The organism is Francisella sp. SYW-9 (assembly GCF_008711465.1).
Lineage (GTDB): Bacteria > Pseudomonadota > Gammaproteobacteria > Francisellales > Francisellaceae > Francisella.
On sequence record NZ_VXKQ01000032.1, the window covers coordinates 17688 to 35014 of the forward strand.

A 17327-nucleotide genomic window follows, 5' to 3' on the forward strand; every position below is an offset into this window, starting at 1 on the left:
GAAAAATATATGTGCTATATCTGACTATTTTTTATATTTACTAGGTTGGTTGAATTCAATTACATTAAGGTCTGGATCTCTAATAAATAGCATACTTGTACCATTTTCTAAATTAATTGGGCCATCACTAATTGTAATCTCAAGTTTTTTTAGTTTATCTATAATAGAATCCATATCAGATACTTCTAATGCCATATGTGTATATCCAGTATGTTTATCATCGATATCCATTAAATAGTTTTTTGGGGTTTTATCAGTTGAGTTTAGTATGAAATTTATATTTATCCCTGATGGATGAACCATTATAGCAACTGGTTCAGGTCCTAGAGGACCAGCTATAAACTCAAAACCTAATTTTTCATAAAATAATTTTGATTTATCTAAACAAGATACTCTAATTCCAACATGATTTATTTTTTTTATTTCCTTCATAAAATTTCCTTTTTAAATTTTATATATCTAGACAATAACTATATTATTTATTTAGTTTCTTGTCTAATCTTCTTTACATGCTACCCAACTTATATCGTAATTAGGCAAGCTTATATTTTCATCTTATTAGGATTTTATAGTTATAAAAACCATTGTTTTGGTATTAGTATATAATTTAATCTTTTTGAAAGTATCAATTTATAATCATTTCCATTTAGCCATAGCAGTTGAATTAGTCTATATATAATGTAAAACTAGTCTTTAAGAATTTAGAATAAGTAACGATAGATACAGTTAATTCGAAAGAAATATGTCATTCTACGACTTGATCGTAGAATCTAATTTTAAGACTAATAAATAGATCCTATGGTCATACTTCGACTCCGCTCAGTGACCTAGGATAGGATGACGAAACTGGTTATAAATAACACCTGGATTAACAAACCGAGTAATAAGGGATTTATATAGGTTATGGATATAAACAAAATTTTAGAAGACAGTAATATTTCTAGTGCTTGTTTAAAGCAAGCTAGCATTAGTGAAAAAGAATTATCAGAAATTATATGCGATTATTTAAGTAGAATTGATGATTTTAAAAGTACTGCAAGTTATTTAGCAAATACTCTACAACAATGCGATAATGTTCACTCTGTTAGATGGCGTGTAAAAGATGCATCACACCTCTTAAAAAAGATAGTAAGAAAGAAAAAAGAGGGGAATAAAAAGTATGCAAATATATCTGTAACAAATTATCTAAAAATAATTACAGATTTAATAGGAATCAGAGCATTACATTTATTTAAAAATGAATGGGAAGATATCTATGATTATATTAATCAAAAATATGAAACTCATGAAAAGATAGTTTATATAAGAAAGGGTGATAATGAAGTAGCAGAACCTAAAGATTGTGAGGTGAAGGAACATCCTATTGGCTATCGCTCAACTCATTATGTAATTAAAGCGAAACCTCTCAAAGAAGAAATATTCTGTGAAATACAAGTAAGAACAATATTTGAAGAGGGCTGGAGTGAGATCGATCATAGAGTAAGATATCCTGATTTTTCAGATGATAAGTCAATATTGCATTTCTTAACGGTATTTAACAGGTTTGCTGGTAGTGCTGATGAGATGGCTAGTTTTCTTAATAACCTTGTATCGACTTTAAAAGAGGAAAGGATTAAACAAAAAGCTATAAACAATAGTAATGAGACAAAGATAAATAACTTAAATTATGAGATTGAGCATCTAAAAATGCAGCTTGAAGAAATGAGCTCTGATAAGAAAGCATCTTCAGGTAAAGAGGTTGCTAACCAAAACTTTGATAACTTATTTTCTAGAATTACAAATATCCAAAACTCAATAAAAACACTAAATAGTAATGATGTATCAAAGACAATTAATGATCTAGGCCTACCTGTTATAAATGCTGATATTTTGGCAAGTGCATTAGAAAATACAGATGTCTTATATAATGCATCTAAGATACTTGAAGAGTTATGTCCGGAGATAAATATGGATGAAGTTGTAAAGAGTATTGAATCTACTAATACAAATGATCAAAATGAAGATAAGAGTTAATCTTTGGCTTATTAGTATTTTACTTCTAATAACTACATCAGTGTATGCTGTACCAGCTTCTGGAATATTTACAGCAGCAGCATCTTGTCAAGCATATATATCTAAAAATAAGCAAACAAATCCTGGTAATACTCACGTAATAATTGGACAGACTTATACGATTAGAGAAAAAAATAAACCCACTGATGCAAACTGGTTTAGAGTTTTTATTCCAAAAGCTGATAAAAATCAGTTACGCTGGGTTAGTAAAAACTGTGGTATAGCTAAGTTAAAAAATGATTTGAGTAGACAGTGTATAGATAAACCAGGTTATGCAGATAGTTATGTGCTAGCTTTGAGTTGGGAGCCTGCTTTTTGTGAGACTTATGGCTATGGTGCAAATAAACAAGAGTGCAAAAATCTATCATTAAATAATACAGCAGCTAAAAGCTTTTCATTACATGGATTTTGGCCAAATCAAGATGCCTGTGGTATTAATTATGGCTTTTGTGGTAGTACAAAAGAGCAAGCAAATTTCTGTAGCTATGCACCTTTAAAATTAAATGATAAAACACAGAAATTGCTACATAGTGTAATGCCTGGTTATAACTCCATTTCATGTTTACAAAGACATGAGTGGTATAAGCATGGAACTTGCCAGCTTCAAGATCAAAATCAATATTTTACTCAAGCAGCTAACTTTGTAAAACAAATAAATAATTCAAAACTAGAGCAACTCTTTAGTCAAAATATTGGTAAAGATATCACTATTGAACAGTTAAATAATGCATTTAATAGTAGCTTTGGAGTAAATTCTAGTAAAAAAGTATATCTAAATTGTAAAGAGGGTATGTTAGTAGATATATACATATATTTACCTAAAAAGGCTGATGATCCAACTCAGAAAGATTTGGCAGCCTTATTATCTAAAGCACCTGATGCTAAACAGAGTACTTGTCCAAATACTTTTAGAATTTCTAATTTTTCTAGTAGTGTGAATTAGTTTTGTAGATATAGCTAATCCGAATAACTTTTGAAAGATTGTTTATCTAATCAGGACACACCATCAAAAACAGTAGTCATCCTCGTGCTTGACACGGGGATCTTTTAAATACTTGAGAGATTCCCGCCTCCGCGGGAATGACATCTTCAAAAGACATTTGGATTAACTATAATTTTTTACTAAAGCATTAACTGCTAATGTACTGTAATTGTAATCAACAAATATTAATTTTATCTGTCATAAAAGTTTATATATCTAAAAGTAGAAATTAAAGTCTTCAAAAGTAATTGAATTAGCGATTATCAGGTCATAGAATAAATCTTAGGGTGTATTTCTATTTGTGAGATTTTAAATGAAAAAACTTTTGTTAATGATTGTTTTGTCAATTCCAATGATGGGATATTGTGGCTTTATAGATTGGATACAAGGTTATCCGGATGTCAAAGCAAAGATAGAGAAAGCTCTTGAGCAGAAATATCATGGTGATAAGTTTGAGGTATCAAATGTTAGCTATTCAGATAATTTAGGAGGTTATAACTTTGATGCTAAAGATATAACCAGAGACCTAAGCTCTAAAGGTTCGTACTTTGATAAATCCAAGACCCTTATGGATTCATTTGGGTGGTCTATGAATTGGGCTGTTTGGGGAGATTTGTTTAAGCCATATACTGATAAATTTGGAAGTAATACTGTAGTTTATCCAAGTGTTGGAATTGATCTTCCTGTCGTTCCCAAAAAATATAAAAAAACAATAACAGTTAAAACAGGTTATAACAGCTCGTATAAAATAGATGACTATAGTTTTTTAGGAGAAGAATATGGACCTAAATATACACAAGTAGGACCATATTCCAAAGCAATGGCAGAAATATATGGTAAAAATGCTAAATTAACATTCAAGTCACCAGAGTTTATAAAAAAGTATCATCAATTTATAGGTAGTGGTATTACTATGATGGTTGATGCTCCAAAAACTCCTGAAGGTATAGCAAAAGTATTACAAAATATTTATCTACTTGATCAATATACAAAATCACTACATTTATTTAGTTATGGAATAGGAGTGTCTATATATGATTTTCCAGAAGGTTTTGATTTGAAACAATATTTAGCCAAGAAAAGACAAGAAAAGAACTATTATGAAAGCGATACGGACAAAGGAATTCAACAATATGCATGGGGTTATATACATATATCATCATGTCCTAAAAACCCCGATTTTGACAAGATTTGTAATACTTATTACGATAATAAACATAGAGAAAGATTAATAAAAGAAAGATCAACAGCTGATAGAGTAAACAATGTCAAAGATTTAGCACAATACCTAAGAGTACTCAATCCTGGTTATAAAGCTGAAAGATATAACTATGACACATACATAATTCAAGGAAGAGCATATAAATTATTACCAAATACAAAATATTGGCCACAAGTTAAAAAGATTTTAAATACACAAGGAGATAAATAATGAGTTTATTGACACCTACAGGAAGTACTCAAAGAGATATATCAAACAGACAAGCAGTATTTAAAACTTTATCATATTCAGCTCTTTTCGATGATAAAAGTAAAATTAATGAGATTAATGGGGCCGATCCAGATAAAAGGTTAACATACGGACAACTTCTTTATAAGCTTGATAATAATGGTAATTTAATTCCTGATGGTAATGGTGCTTATGAGCTTAAACCAGAAGTTAAAAAAGATGCATTTATCTCTAGTTTTTTGAATAAAAATAGCAATTTAGCTACAGACCTATTACATTATCAGATTGATCAAGTTGTGCATAGCGATGATGGTTTAGTTGCTACTGCTGTAGTTGATACAAAACATCCTGAAACAGCTTATCTGACAGCAAGAGGGAGTACTGCTGGTACTGTAAAGCAACTTTGGGATGATTGGGCAAAGGCAAATACTAAACTTGCGGCAAATGAATATGTGACTAATTTTGAAATAGCTCAAGTGGTAGATTTTGAAAACTTTATTAAAGATGTACAAACTAAGTTTAATTATGAAACAATTAATCCAGGAGGACATTCAAAATCTGGTTATCTAACCCAGATGGGTACAGCTTATGTGTTAAAATATTATCCAGATGTTTTAGGGCAAGCAGACTCGTTTAATGGTCCTGTAGCTACACGAGCTATTGGTTTAAGGTATGGTGAAGAGTATGTACAAAAAACTTTAGAAGTTACAAATCTACATATGACTACGGGAGATATCGTCTCTGAAGTCGGTAATGTTTTAGGTAATGTTGATGGTAAGTTTCTTATTTATAACTCCATATCTGATAATCCATCATCACATACTTCGCTATCATTTTCAGAGCTTGATATGTCGACATTTTATACTGACTATTTTGAAGGAGGCATATATGCGGTAGACCAACATGGAGACTCTATATATGGAGAGCCAGTAGTAAATGTTGAAAAATGGACACAGGATTATGCAAAGATCTTAAGTTATGAGGATCAAATTCGTGCACAAATAGATAATATGGGTTCGAATGATTCTGACATTGATGTTCTAATAGTAAGAGCAGAAGGATATTTGCAAGGTACTATTGATACAGCTACATTTGGATTGGTAAGTTTTGGTCCATATGCTGAGTTAGATAAGATAAAAGATAATAAGCAACATATGGAAAATCTACTTAAAGGAGTATATGGATTACCAACTATAGAAAATAATGCTTTAGCAACTAAAGAGTATATTACAGAATCACTAGGCGGAGCTGAGAATGTTAAGTTACTTAACTCTATAGCAGATGTTACTATAAATGGCTTAAGTAGCGAAACACTTCATAATAGTTATGATAAAGTAGTTAATATTACAACTTTATTATTTAGTTCAGCAGAGAAGTTAGATGCTAGTGATAGAGAGCAGTTTGTAAATTCATTACAAAGAAGTGATTTAATCGATAATTTATTTGGGGTTGAGGGTTCAGAAGACGTTACTTTAGATAGTATTATTTCAGATAAATTTATTGATGCCAACACCCAACTCTACGGTGACCCATTAGTCGTTGATCTTGATGGCGACGGCCAGCTTGAGACTAGGGGTGCAACAGGAGAGGTTTTGTTTGACCACTCAGGAGACGGCCAGGCAACTGGAACTGGGTGGGTCAACGCCGAAGACGGATTATTAGTGCGTGATTTAGACGGCTCAAATACCATAGATAGTGGTAGAGAATTGTTTGGTGATAATACCATAAAATCTGATGGCACAAAAGCAAAAGATGGCTTTGATGCTTTGAGTGATCTTGATAGCTCAGGAGATGGGGTATTTGATGCAAATGATGACGCATTTTCTGAGGTTAAGGTATGGCAAGATGTCGATCAAGACGGTGTGACAGATGAGGGAGAGTTACTTAGTCTAGCAGATGCAGGTATCTCAAGTATTGATTTAAATGCTAATAGTGTAAACCAAAATATTGAAGGTGGTATATTACGTAAGACTTCTACAGCTACAACTAAAGATGGCACAACTACAGCAGTAGGAGCAATAGATTTTGCTGAGAATAAATTTTATAGTAGATTTGCAGATGAGTTAGAAATATCCCCAGATTTAGAAGGCTCAATTAATATAGCAGGCCAAGGAGCTTTAAGAAGTCTACATGAGGCATCTAGTTTATCGTCAGAGCTTAACGATTTACTTACAGGATTATACTCAGGTGATGCGCCAGTTACAGATAGTGCTATCCATGAAGTATTACTTGAGTGGGCAAAATCAGCAGAGAACTTTACTACATCCTTAGAGCTACTAGATGGTTATACATTAGAAGATGGTACACAGATTAATCTAGACGTTTCTGATCGAGTCAAAACAATAATTGAAAAGACAGCTGTATTAGAAGCTTTAAATGGAGAGAGATTGCTGAAGTATCAGATAACTAATAGTGGTGGTAAATATAGTGTAAATATCCGTACAGGCGTTGAGACTTCAGATTTTAGAATTGGAGGTGCTGATGTTTTAAAAGGTAGTGAGGTTAGCTTAAATGATTGGGATTTTCATAGATTAGCAGATAGTGGTAGAACAACAGTTATTAACGAAGGCTATGCAAATGCGTTTAACTCAATTAAAGATTCTATAGAAACAAATCGTCTTTTAGGAGAGGTTCAACCATTTTTATTAGAGAATATATTATTTGAGTTAGATGACGTAGGAGAGGTAGCGTTTAATTTTGATGGTATTAATGATGCTATAGTTGAGAAGTTTAAAGCAGATCCAAGCACAGGGTTAGATTTTTATAAAAATGTTGTTGAAGCTAAAGAAGTCACTTTTCTTAAAGAAGGCTGGGATAACCAGTCGGTGCTTCAGAATGAAATACCAAGAGGGCTATCAGAGGTTTTGAATGCGGAAGTCATTTTAAACGATGCTGAGAAAATAAATTTTTTAGTTGATGGTAAATTATATACTATAGGCTCTTTATCAGGGACTGGATTGGCTGATTTCATATTAGGTACTGGCGCTGATAATAATATTTCTGGAGGCAATAGTGCTGATAAAATAATAGGAGGCTCAGGCTTAGATAAGTTATATGGTAATAATCATAATGATGAGTTACATGGAGAAGAGGGAGATGATTACTTACATGGAGGGTCTCAGTCAGATATTCTTTATGGAGGAGAAGGAGATGATACTTTAATAGGGGATAACATAATTACCTCAGAGGTTGGTTATAATAGATATACGATTGATACTAGGAAGTTAGAAGCAAAATATAATAAAGGAGATGATATATTAGCAGGAGGTAGAGGTAACGATACCTTAGCGGGAGGTTATGGAAGTGACACATATATTTTTAATAAAGGAGATGGAATAGATACTATAACGGAGATGTTATTAAATGACTATGCTCATACAAAATATGATAGTACAGCAAGAGATAAGATAGTATTTGGTGAGGGTTTAAATCAAGAAGATATTAATATTTCAGTAGATGGTAAAGATTTATTAGTAAGTTTTACCGGAGCAGAAGGCGACCAGTTAATCTTAAAAGATTTTATGTCTAGAACTACGATTAATAACTTTGAATTTGCAGATGGAACAAGACTAGATACAAATCAGTTAATGTCAATTACAGAAGTACAAGGTACTGATGATAATGATAATTTCTCTGGATTTGGAGGAGTAGATCTATTTGAAGGAAATGTTGGGGATGATGTAATCTCAGGTAACTCAGGTAACGATGAGTTATCAGGTGGAAAAGGTTCAGATAGATTATATGGCAATAACCATGACGATAGTTTAGATGGAGGAGAAGGAGATGATTACTTACATGGAGGGTCTCAATCAGATATTCTTTATGGAGGAGAAGGAGATGATACTTTAATAGGGGATAACATAATCACCTCAGAGGTTGGTTATAATAGATATACGATTGATACTAGGAAGTTAGAAGCAAAATATAATAAAGGAGATGATGTATTAGCTGGAGGTAAAGGAGATGACAGTCTTGCAGGTGGGTATGGAAGTGACATTTACATTTTCAATAAAGGAGATGGTGTAGATACAATCACTGAGATGTTATTGAATGACTATGCTCATACAAAATATGATAGTACAGCAAGGGATAAGATAGTATTTGGCGAAGGTATAAATAAAGAAGATATATTACTTTCTTTATCAGGGAAGGATTTATTAGTTAATTTCAGAGGTAGTGAAACAGATCAGCTAATATTAAAAGACTTTATGTCAAATAATACAATCAATAATTTTGAATTTGCAGATGGTAGTAGGTTAGATAGAAATAACTTTATGTCATTAGATGTATTAGAGGGTACAGATGAGGCAGATAGCATCAGTGGTTATGGTGGAGCTGAAATTATATTAGCTGGAGCTGGGAATGATGTAATTTCAGGTAATTCAGGAGATGATGAGTTATCAGGAGGTGAAGGTAATGATAAGTTATATGGTAATAATCATAATGACACTTTAGATGGTGGGTTAGGAGATGATTATTTACATGGGGGTAATCAGTCGGATGTACTTCAAGGTGGAGAAGGTAACGATACCTTAGTAGGAGATAGTTTTAGTAATAGTACATATTACTACACAAAGCGAGATGAAGTTAATCACTCAGGAGATGATGTATTAACTGGGGGCAAAGGAGATGATGGTTTAGCTGGTGGATATGGAAGTGATACATACATTTTCAATAAAGGAGATGGAGTCGATACGATCACTGAGGTATTGACTAGTGAGTATGGTTATAGAGTTTTTGATAAGAGTTCGAGAGATACAGTTAAGTTTGGAGAAGGTATACAAGCGAGTGATCTTAACTTTACCTATGATGGTAATGATGTTCATGTAACATTTAATGGCTTAGATACAGATAAATTAATTCTTAAGAATTTTAAAGGAAGTACATTAGATAAGTTTGAATTTGCTAATGGTAATGTTTTAAATAAATCAGATATCAAAATAGGTACAGTTGGAGATGATACATTAGTAGGTAATGCTAATGATAATATTATCTCAAGTGGCGAAGGCTCAGATATAATCACAGGTGGTCAAGGTGATGATTCAATTAGTGTTTCAGGTATAGGAAATACTATCAACTACAATCTCGGAGATGGTTTTGATAATATTAGCTCACTGGGTGAAGGTTATGAAGGTAGTGATAAAGTAGTTTTTGGCAAAGGGATCACTCAAGAAGATTTAACTTATAACCAAGATGGTAATGATTTAATTATTAATGTCAAAGGTGATCAAGCACAAGGATTTAGACTAGTTAATTTTGGTATTGAGCAAGGAAGTAATATTGGTAGCTTTGAATTTGCGAATGGTACATTTGCTTCTCCTAGAGATATCTTAGATCAGATGAATAAGCCAGCACCAACCCATATAGGTACAGATTTATCAGAAAAGATAGTAGGTACTAATGATGCGGTAGATGTTGTACACGCAGGAGCTGGAGATGATACAGTTTATCTCGGTTCAGGGAATGATATAGCGGATGCTGGTGATGGTAATGATATAATTAAAGCTCTAAATGGTGGTGATAATACTATAGACGGAGGAACTGGTAACGATAGAATAGAAACTGGAGCAGGTGCGGATAGATTATCTGGAGGCTTAGGTGATGATATTATTAAAGCAGGGGCTGGTGATGATGTTATCACTGGAGGCTTAGGTAATGATGATATCAGTGGAGAGTTAGGAAATAATGTTATCAACTATAATCTTGGAGATGGACTTGATACAATCAGAGCAGCTAAGCTAGATGTTACAGATCAGACAGATAAGATAGTATTTGGTGAAAATATATCTCAAGATGATGTTCTGTACTTACAAAGAAATGAAGATTTATTTGTTCAAGTAGGAGCAGATCCTGAACAAGGATTATTAGTTAAGAAGTTTTATGCTAAAAGTGGTTATGAAACTAAAGTATCAGGCTTTGAATTTGCAGATGGTAGTTTTAAGGCTATAGAAGATATTCAACCAGTAACATTAGGTACAGATTTAGGAGAAAAGATAGTTGGTACTAATGATGTAGTAGATGTTGTACACGCTGGAGCTGGGGATGATACAGTTTATCTAGGTTCAGGGAATGATATAGCAGATGCTGGTGATGGTAATGATATAGTTAAAGCTCTAAATGGTGGTGATAATACTATAGATGGAGGCACTGGTAACGATAGGATAGAAACTGGAGCAGGTTCAGATATGCTATCTGGAGGCTTAGGCGATGATATTATTAAAGCTGGAGCAGGTAATGATGTAATCACAGGAGGTCAAGGAGATGATATCTTAGCTGGAGGAGCTGGATCTGATACTTATGAGTATTCAACTGGAGATGGTAATGATACTATCAATCTAGCAGGAGATGGCTCTACAGATACACTAAAGCTAAATGATATTTCAAAAGATGATATATTAATCTCAAGATCAGATAATGACCTTGAGATTAATTTTCATGATCAGTTATCCTCATTGATTGTAGATGACTATTTTGAATCACAGTTTAATAATGATTCACTTATTATAGACACTAATGATGAATTTCAGATGTTGTTAGGAGCAAATGCAAATAAAATGGCAGAGATATTAGCAGCAAATACATCAAGTGACGAAGATATTGATGGAGGTAGTGTAGATGGTAGTAATCAAATTACTACACAAGTCGATGCATCACAGCTAGCTGATTTGTGGGTGCCTAAGAATAATAGATATGTTTAAATAATTAATAAATAAAATCAAGTGTTAAGTTTTTCTGAAGTCAGGTTATAATTATATTTCTTCTCAAAAGAACAGTGTTATAAGCCAACAGTAATTTCCTTTAATATTAAAAGTGCAAAAAAGGGTACTAGAATGATTCTTGTTCCAATTCGCTTTAATTTATAAGAAAAAGATGCTGATTCATTATTTAATTCATTGAAGGTATAAAACATATACTTAGTTTGATAAAGAGATTTTACTTTAATTATAGTGTTATTTAGCTTTGGTGCAGAGGTAACTAAGTATGCTTTAATGCTTTCATTTTTTTCTAAATTAGCTAGAGTTACACTATAGGGTTTATTGTAATAATAATTATAACGAGTATTATTTGTAGTATTTAGCAAAATATTATTTTGTTTTTGAGTTTTTGCTATGTATTCATAATGAATATTATCAGTAATTTTATCTACTTTGGTGAGAGATATTATATGTAATTTCTTAAAGTTTAAGTTCAAGAAGTCTTCAGAAGAAACTTCTTTATTTTTATTACCAGCCTCTAAATTTGTATAATAGCAATCTTGCTCATTTCCCCAAAAATGTTCTTTACAGAAATATACAGTATAAATAGCTTTATCTTTTGCTGGATTACTAATATCTGTATGCTTAGTTTTAACCTTATAATAGGTATTATCAGAATTTCTAATAAATTTTTTAATATTATTATTTTCCGTAGCTAAAGCAAAATTACAGAATAAGAATATTAAAATCGTTGGAAAAAGTATTTTATACATTAAACTTTAAAGTATGATTACCAATAATCAAAAGTAAATTAAAACCATACCATTAAGTCAATAAACTATTGTTTGATCAAGTTTTTATCCATTAGATGACTTGGTAATACATTTGAAAGTGAATTTAAAATATTACTTGGTACTTTTGGATTCTCATGTGCTAAATCTTGGATAAGCTTTTTAACCTTTTTTCTTTTAAGATTCTCTTGAGAGCCACATAAATTACATGGAATTATTGGAAAATCTTGTTCTTTAGCAAATTCTATCAAGTCACGCTCTTGGACTAATACCATTGGGCGGATTACAGTATTTTCACCATCTTTAGTAATAAACTTAGGTGGCATAGATTTGATTTGTCCTTGATATAAGATAGACATTAGTAAAGATTCAATTAAGTCATCACGATGATGCCCTAGAATGATCTTGTCCATTTTATGCTCTTTTGCATATCTATAGATATTACCACGGCGAAGTCTTGAACATAAAGAACAATAAGTTTTACCTTCTGGAACTTTATCTATCACTACGCCGTAAGTATTTTTTGTCTCAATTTCATAAGCTACACCTAGATCATCAAGGTATTTTCTAAGTTTGCTATCATCCCAACCAGGTTGAGACTGATCTAATGTATATACATGAAGATCTATATCATAAGTTCCATCCTTAATAAGACCATGTAGAACTTTCAGAAGTCCAAAAGAATCCTTACCACCAGATAGACAGAGCATAACTTTATCGCCTTTATTGAGAAGCTTATAATCAGCAATAGCTTTAGTAATATAGTGACGTAATTTTTTCTCAGTCTTGCTTATTTTGATGTCGGTCATTTATCTATGCGCCTTTTTAAAGATTCTATCTTTCTCACGAGCCCAATCTTTATCTTTTTGAGCTTGACGCTTATCATGTGTTTTCTTACCTTGAGCTAGAGCTATCTCAACTTTTACGCGAGGGCCTTTCCAATACATGGCAAGTGGTACGCATGTTAGACCTTTTTGTTCAACTCTACCCATGATCTTGTCTATTTCACGACGATTAAGTAGTAGCTTACGTGTAGCTGAAGCATCTGGTATTATATGTGTAGATGCAGATAGTAGCGGTGTGATTAGGCAGTTAAATAGCCATGCTTCACCACGTTTGATATGCACATGACTATCTATCATCTGAACTTTACCAGCTCTGATACTTTTGACCTCCCATCCTTGTAGTACTATTCCAGCTTCAAATTTTTCTAAAATAGTATAATCATGGAAGGCTCTTTTATTCCTAGCAATAGTTGCTGGAGAGACCTTATGTTTACTCATAACTTTATTATTTTTTGTAAAAGATATACAATGTAGGGCTATATATTATCAGCAAAACACAAAAGATTAAATAAATGAATAAAGTTAATAAATCTGCAATTGTAAATTATAGTGCTGCACAGATGTATAATCTTGTAAATGATATTGACAGCTACCCTGAATTTTTACCAATGTGCTATGACATTGAAGTTTTTGAGCATACTGAAACAGAGGCAAAAGCATCTTTAAAAATTAAATCTGGTTTTGTTAAGCTAGACTTTGCTACACATAATACAATGGTAAAAAATGAGCATATCCATTTAAACCTTATGAATGGACCTTTTAAAAGCTTAATTGGTGACTGGAGATTTGAACCTCAAGATGAAAGCTCGTGTAAAGTTACATTAGATATGGAATTTACTTTTGAAAATAAATTTGTAGAAATGGCTCTTGGACCAGTATTTCGTGGTTTAGCAGATAAGATGTTAGGAGCTTTTTGTAAACGTGCAGAAGAGGTTTATAAATAGTGAAAGTAGAAGTTATTTATGCTTTACCAAATGAACAAAAATCTTTTTTTGTTGAATCTGAAGAATCTATGACGATTAGACAAGTTATTGACCAATCAAAAATAGTTCATAAATATCCAGAGCTAGAGAACTTAGAAGAGCTAAAGGTCGGCATATATAGTGAAATTGTTGACTTAGATCATCCTGTAAAAGATAAAGATAGAGTTGAGATATATAGAAATCTAACTATCGATCCTAAACAAGCTCGTATGCTTAGAGCTGAACAAAAGCGTAAAAGAGAAGGCATAAGAGGCTTTGGAGCGTAAAAGAGCTTTTCAATGCAAAAATCATCGTCTAGAAAATTTTGATTATTCTCAAAATGGTTATTATTATGTGACTATTTGTACCAAGGAAAGGGTTAATTATTTTGGTGATATATTATCGGATGGTCAGATGACTTTGAATGACTGTGGAAAGATAGTTTATGCTGCGTTAGAAAATATTTCTAAATTCTATGAGCAAGTTTTATTGGATGAGTTTGTAGTTATGCCTAATCATATTCATGCAATAATTATAATGCAAAAAGATAATGTTAATGTAGGGACAGAACAGTGTTCTGTCCTCTCTAATTTAGATGAAGAATCTATGGTAGAACAATTTGCTACCACTACAAATAGGGTTAATTTATCTCAGATCATTAAATCTTATAAAAATATATGTACTAAACAAATCAGAAATAATCTTGGATTATCAGATTTTGAATGGCAGAGATCCTTTTATGATCATATAATAATAGACGAGCAATCCTTATTAAAGATCAGAGAGTATATAAAAGATAATCCAGCTAAATGGCATTTAGACAAATATAACTGTGAGAATCAAAATGAGTACTAAAAAAGTAGCTATCATTGGAGCTGGATTAGCAGGGTGCTCATTAGCGTATGAGCTTAGTAAATCAAATAATTTTGATATAACTATATTTGATAAAAATTCTGAGGTAGCCAGTGAAGCATCAGGTAATTTTGCTGGTATTTTAGAACCATATTTAACTTCAGATAATAATTTCTCAGATCAGTTTCATACTTTAGGCTATAGTTTATTATTGGACTTTATAAATAAACATAAAGATCAAATAGATATATGTAACCAAGGAGTATTACAGATATTAAGTGATGAGAAGGATCTAAAACGATATCAAAAAATATTCGCCAAAAGAGATATGGATTCTAATCTAGCTCAATTGCTTTCTGATCAAGAGTTAGTCAGATTTATTAATAAAGATATTTCAAAACAAGCAGTTTACTATCCTAATGCTTTATCTGTAGTGCCTAAAAGTATTTGCCAGCTATGGTTTAAATTATCAGATGCTAAGTTAGAATTAGGAACTGAAGTATTAGGTATTAAAAAATTAGAAGAAAACCTTTGGCAATTAGAGTTTAGTAAATTTAAAGGAAATTTTGATATAGTAATTTTTGCAGGTGGATATCAACTATTTAAGAATATTTCTTATTTACAAAAAATTCCTGTGTATCCTTCTTATGGCCAGCTTACGGTTATAGAAAAATATTTTGATATAGATAAAACTATAGTTGATAAAGGATATATTATTCCAGGCTATAAAGATAATCTCCAAGTTATTGGAGCAACATTTAGGGATAATTCAGATACTAGTGGTGAGCTTCGAAATGTGGATGATGAGTTTAATATCTCTCAAATAAAACAAATATCATTAAATAATCATGATACTGGTATAAATATTGTTGACTCAAGAGTTGCTATGCGATGTGTAACATCTGATCATTTGCCTATTATTGGGCAGTTGGTAGATTACGATAAGTTTGAACAAGATTTTTATCAACCTTTATCAAAAGGGTACCCTAAATCTAAGATGCCAAAAGTTAGCTATGAAGCAGGATTGTATGTTTCATCTGGATTTGGCTCTAAAGGGATGTGCTCATCTTTAATCGCTGCAAAAATTATTTCTTCGAAAATATTAAATCAAAAAAGTATCGTATCTGATAAGTTATTAGAAGCTGCATCACCACAAAGATTTTGGGTTAGAAACTTTAAGAAAAGTTTAAGACTCTAACTTAGGGTTTATATTTAGCAATAATCATTTATAATTGCTTACTTCAAAAGGTTAGTATTGAAAAGTTTATTTTATTATGAAAAGAAAGATAAGTTTAATATTGCTGTGGGGTGTCTTAGCTACGACTCTTGCAGGGTGTTCTTTTAAATGGGAAGTCCCTATTAATAAAAGAGATCCATATGAGAAATATAATAGAAAAATATATAATTTTAATAATAAAGTTTATAAAGTTTTAACTCCAGTAGCTAATGCTTATGCTTTTGTTATGCCTAATATTGTTCAAAATGGTATATTTAATGTTTTTCAAAATCTTTTTGAACCTAGTAGGGTAGTAAATGATATATTTCAAGACCAGTGGGGATATGCTGGAGATGATAGCCTGAGATTCTTATCAAATACTACCCTTGGAATTGTAGGGATTTTTGATGTTGCAAATAGTTGGTTTGATTTACCGATACGTTATCATCAAGATTTTGCAGTTACTTTGCATAAATGGGATGTATATAAAACCGGTTATGCATCTCCATATATTGTATGGCCAATCTTTGGTCCTGGAACAGTAGAAGGTTTATCTGATGGGGTTGATGCTGCATTTAATCCTCTTTCATATTTATTCTTAGCCCCAGGAGTTGGCACACTTACAGCATATGCTGTAAATTATACGGTGTATGGTGTGTACTATACAAATCAAGGAGTGTCATATTTACCAGCATATACAAATCTTCAGCAATCTACATTAGATCCATATACAGCATTAAGAAATGCATATTTACAGAATTATGACTATAGTATGGCAAAAATATTAAAGCAGAAACTCCCTCAGTCAGAGTCTTCTCAACAAAATGACCAGGCAGTATTAAATATATTGGGAGTTAATAGCAAAAATGCTAGTACAGAAGTTGCTTCAAGTGGGGAAAGTTTTATAACAAACTCTCAAAATGTACCTGTACTTAAGAGTAGTTTATCAACTGTAAACGATGCTGCTAAAGTTTAGGTTTTTAATATTAAAAATATGCGTTTTAGTTATTAGATTTATTCTAAATAAAATACTTCTTCAAGATCTTTCGTAATCGGCTGATTATTTTCTTGTGTTTCCATTAAAGGATCCATGTATTTCCACCATTTTTGCATTATTTTTGTCTGAGCTATTTTTTGCCAATGAGCTTCATTTTTGACTTCGATATAGCCAAATAACTGACTAGTTTCGCGACAGAGAAAAATAGAATAATTTTGTCCTCCATGCGCTTTTATAGCATCTTTGAGTTCAGGCCATATCTCATTATGGCGTTTTATATATTCATCAAATGCTTCAGGGAAAACATTCATTATTATTGCTTTTCTAATCATTTATAATTATCTAGGATTACTTTTAACTAATAGTAATTTTTATCATATAAAACTGCTGTAGTGAAATAGTTCTAAACTAAAATGTAGTGTAAACCTTATAATTTTTAGCAATTTAATGAATTGTAAACTTTCTTAAAAGAAGGTAAATAATCT

The 17327-nt window shown here is 31.8% G+C and carries 14 protein-coding genes; 9 read left to right on the forward strand and 5 right to left on the reverse strand.

Annotation, left to right across the window (positions count from 1 at the left end; all coding sequences use genetic code 11):
* Positions 1-24: 24 nt before the first annotated feature.
* Positions 25-432, reverse strand: coding sequence for a VOC family protein (locus F3D62_RS11415; protein WP_150468378.1), 408 nt, complete (start codon positions 430-432; stop codon positions 25-27).
* A 471-nt stretch (positions 433-903) separates the two neighbouring features.
* Between F3D62_RS11415 and F3D62_RS11420 the strand changes: the two genes are divergently transcribed.
* The 4 genes from F3D62_RS11420 to F3D62_RS11435 all read left to right on the forward strand — a co-directional run bounded on the left by F3D62_RS11420 (position 904) and on the right by F3D62_RS11435 (position 11182).
* The gene (locus F3D62_RS11420; protein ID WP_150468379.1) at positions 904-2013 is read left to right on the forward strand and encodes a RelA/SpoT domain-containing protein; all 1110 of its coding nucleotides are present in this window, start codon (positions 904-906) and stop codon (positions 2011-2013) included.
* Positions 1997-2995, forward strand: a complete 999-nt coding sequence (locus F3D62_RS11425; protein WP_150468380.1) for a ribonuclease T2 family protein — start codon at positions 1997-1999, stop codon at positions 2993-2995. Before F3D62_RS11420 ends, F3D62_RS11425 begins: the two co-directional genes overlap by 17 nt.
* 352 nt (positions 2996-3347) lie before the next feature.
* A complete protein-coding gene (locus tag F3D62_RS11430) occupies positions 3348-4466 on the forward strand; it encodes a hypothetical protein (RefSeq protein ID WP_150468381.1) in 1119 nt (372 codons plus the stop codon).
* Positions 4466-11182 carry a calcium-binding protein gene (locus tag F3D62_RS11435; RefSeq protein WP_150468382.1) on the forward strand — a complete coding sequence of 2239 codons (6717 nt, stop codon included), beginning with the start codon at positions 4466-4468 and terminating at the stop codon, positions 11180-11182. Before F3D62_RS11430 ends, F3D62_RS11435 begins: the two co-directional genes overlap by 1 nt.
* A gap of 77 nt (positions 11183-11259) precedes the next feature.
* Here F3D62_RS11435 and F3D62_RS11440 read toward each other — a convergent pair whose 3' ends face one another.
* The 3 genes from F3D62_RS11440 to smpB all read right to left on the reverse strand — a co-directional run bounded on the left by F3D62_RS11440 (position 11260) and on the right by smpB (position 13253).
* Positions 11260-11952 carry a hypothetical protein gene (locus F3D62_RS11440; protein WP_150468383.1) on the reverse strand — a complete coding sequence of 231 codons (693 nt, stop codon included), beginning with the start codon at positions 11950-11952 and terminating at the stop codon, positions 11260-11262.
* A 65-nt stretch (positions 11953-12017) separates the two neighbouring features.
* Positions 12018-12779: a tRNA 2-thiocytidine(32) synthetase TtcA gene (ttcA, locus tag F3D62_RS11445; protein WP_191092610.1), complete on the reverse strand. Its 762-nt coding sequence runs from the start codon at positions 12777-12779 to the stop codon at positions 12018-12020.
* Positions 12780-13253 carry an SsrA-binding protein SmpB gene (gene smpB, locus F3D62_RS11450; protein ID WP_150468384.1) on the reverse strand — a complete coding sequence of 158 codons (474 nt, stop codon included), beginning with the start codon at positions 13251-13253 and terminating at the stop codon, positions 12780-12782.
* Positions 13254-13327: 74 nt separating this feature from the next.
* Between smpB and F3D62_RS11455 the strand changes: the two genes are divergently transcribed.
* The 5 genes from F3D62_RS11455 (at position 13328) to F3D62_RS11475 (ending at position 16821) form a co-directional block, all read left to right on the forward strand.
* Positions 13328-13759 (forward strand): type II toxin-antitoxin system RatA family toxin, encoded by a 432-nt coding sequence (locus tag F3D62_RS11455; RefSeq protein WP_150468385.1) that lies wholly within the window; start codon positions 13328-13330, stop codon positions 13757-13759.
* Positions 13759-14064, forward strand: coding sequence for an RnfH family protein (locus F3D62_RS11460; RefSeq protein ID WP_150468386.1), 306 nt, complete (start codon positions 13759-13761; stop codon positions 14062-14064). The genes F3D62_RS11455 and F3D62_RS11460 overlap by 1 nt, the downstream gene beginning before the upstream one ends.
* Positions 14054-14632 (forward strand): transposase, encoded by a 579-nt coding sequence (locus tag F3D62_RS11465; RefSeq protein WP_150468387.1) that lies wholly within the window; start codon positions 14054-14056, stop codon positions 14630-14632. The genes F3D62_RS11460 and F3D62_RS11465 overlap by 11 nt, the downstream gene beginning before the upstream one ends.
* Complete coding sequence (gene mnmC, locus F3D62_RS11470; RefSeq protein WP_150468388.1) at positions 14622-15827, forward strand: FAD-dependent 5-carboxymethylaminomethyl-2-thiouridine(34) oxidoreductase MnmC; 1206 nt, start codon at positions 14622-14624, stop codon at positions 15825-15827. Before F3D62_RS11465 ends, mnmC begins: the two co-directional genes overlap by 11 nt.
* 76 nt (positions 15828-15903) lie before the next feature.
* Positions 15904-16821 (forward strand): VacJ family lipoprotein, encoded by a 918-nt coding sequence (locus F3D62_RS11475; protein WP_150468389.1) that lies wholly within the window; start codon positions 15904-15906, stop codon positions 16819-16821.
* 38 nt (positions 16822-16859) lie between these two features.
* Here F3D62_RS11475 and rhaM read toward each other — a convergent pair whose 3' ends face one another.
* Positions 16860-17174 (reverse strand): L-rhamnose mutarotase, encoded by a 315-nt coding sequence (gene rhaM / locus F3D62_RS11480; protein ID WP_150468390.1) that lies wholly within the window; start codon positions 17172-17174, stop codon positions 16860-16862.
* Between the last annotated feature and the right edge of the window lie 153 nt (positions 17175-17327).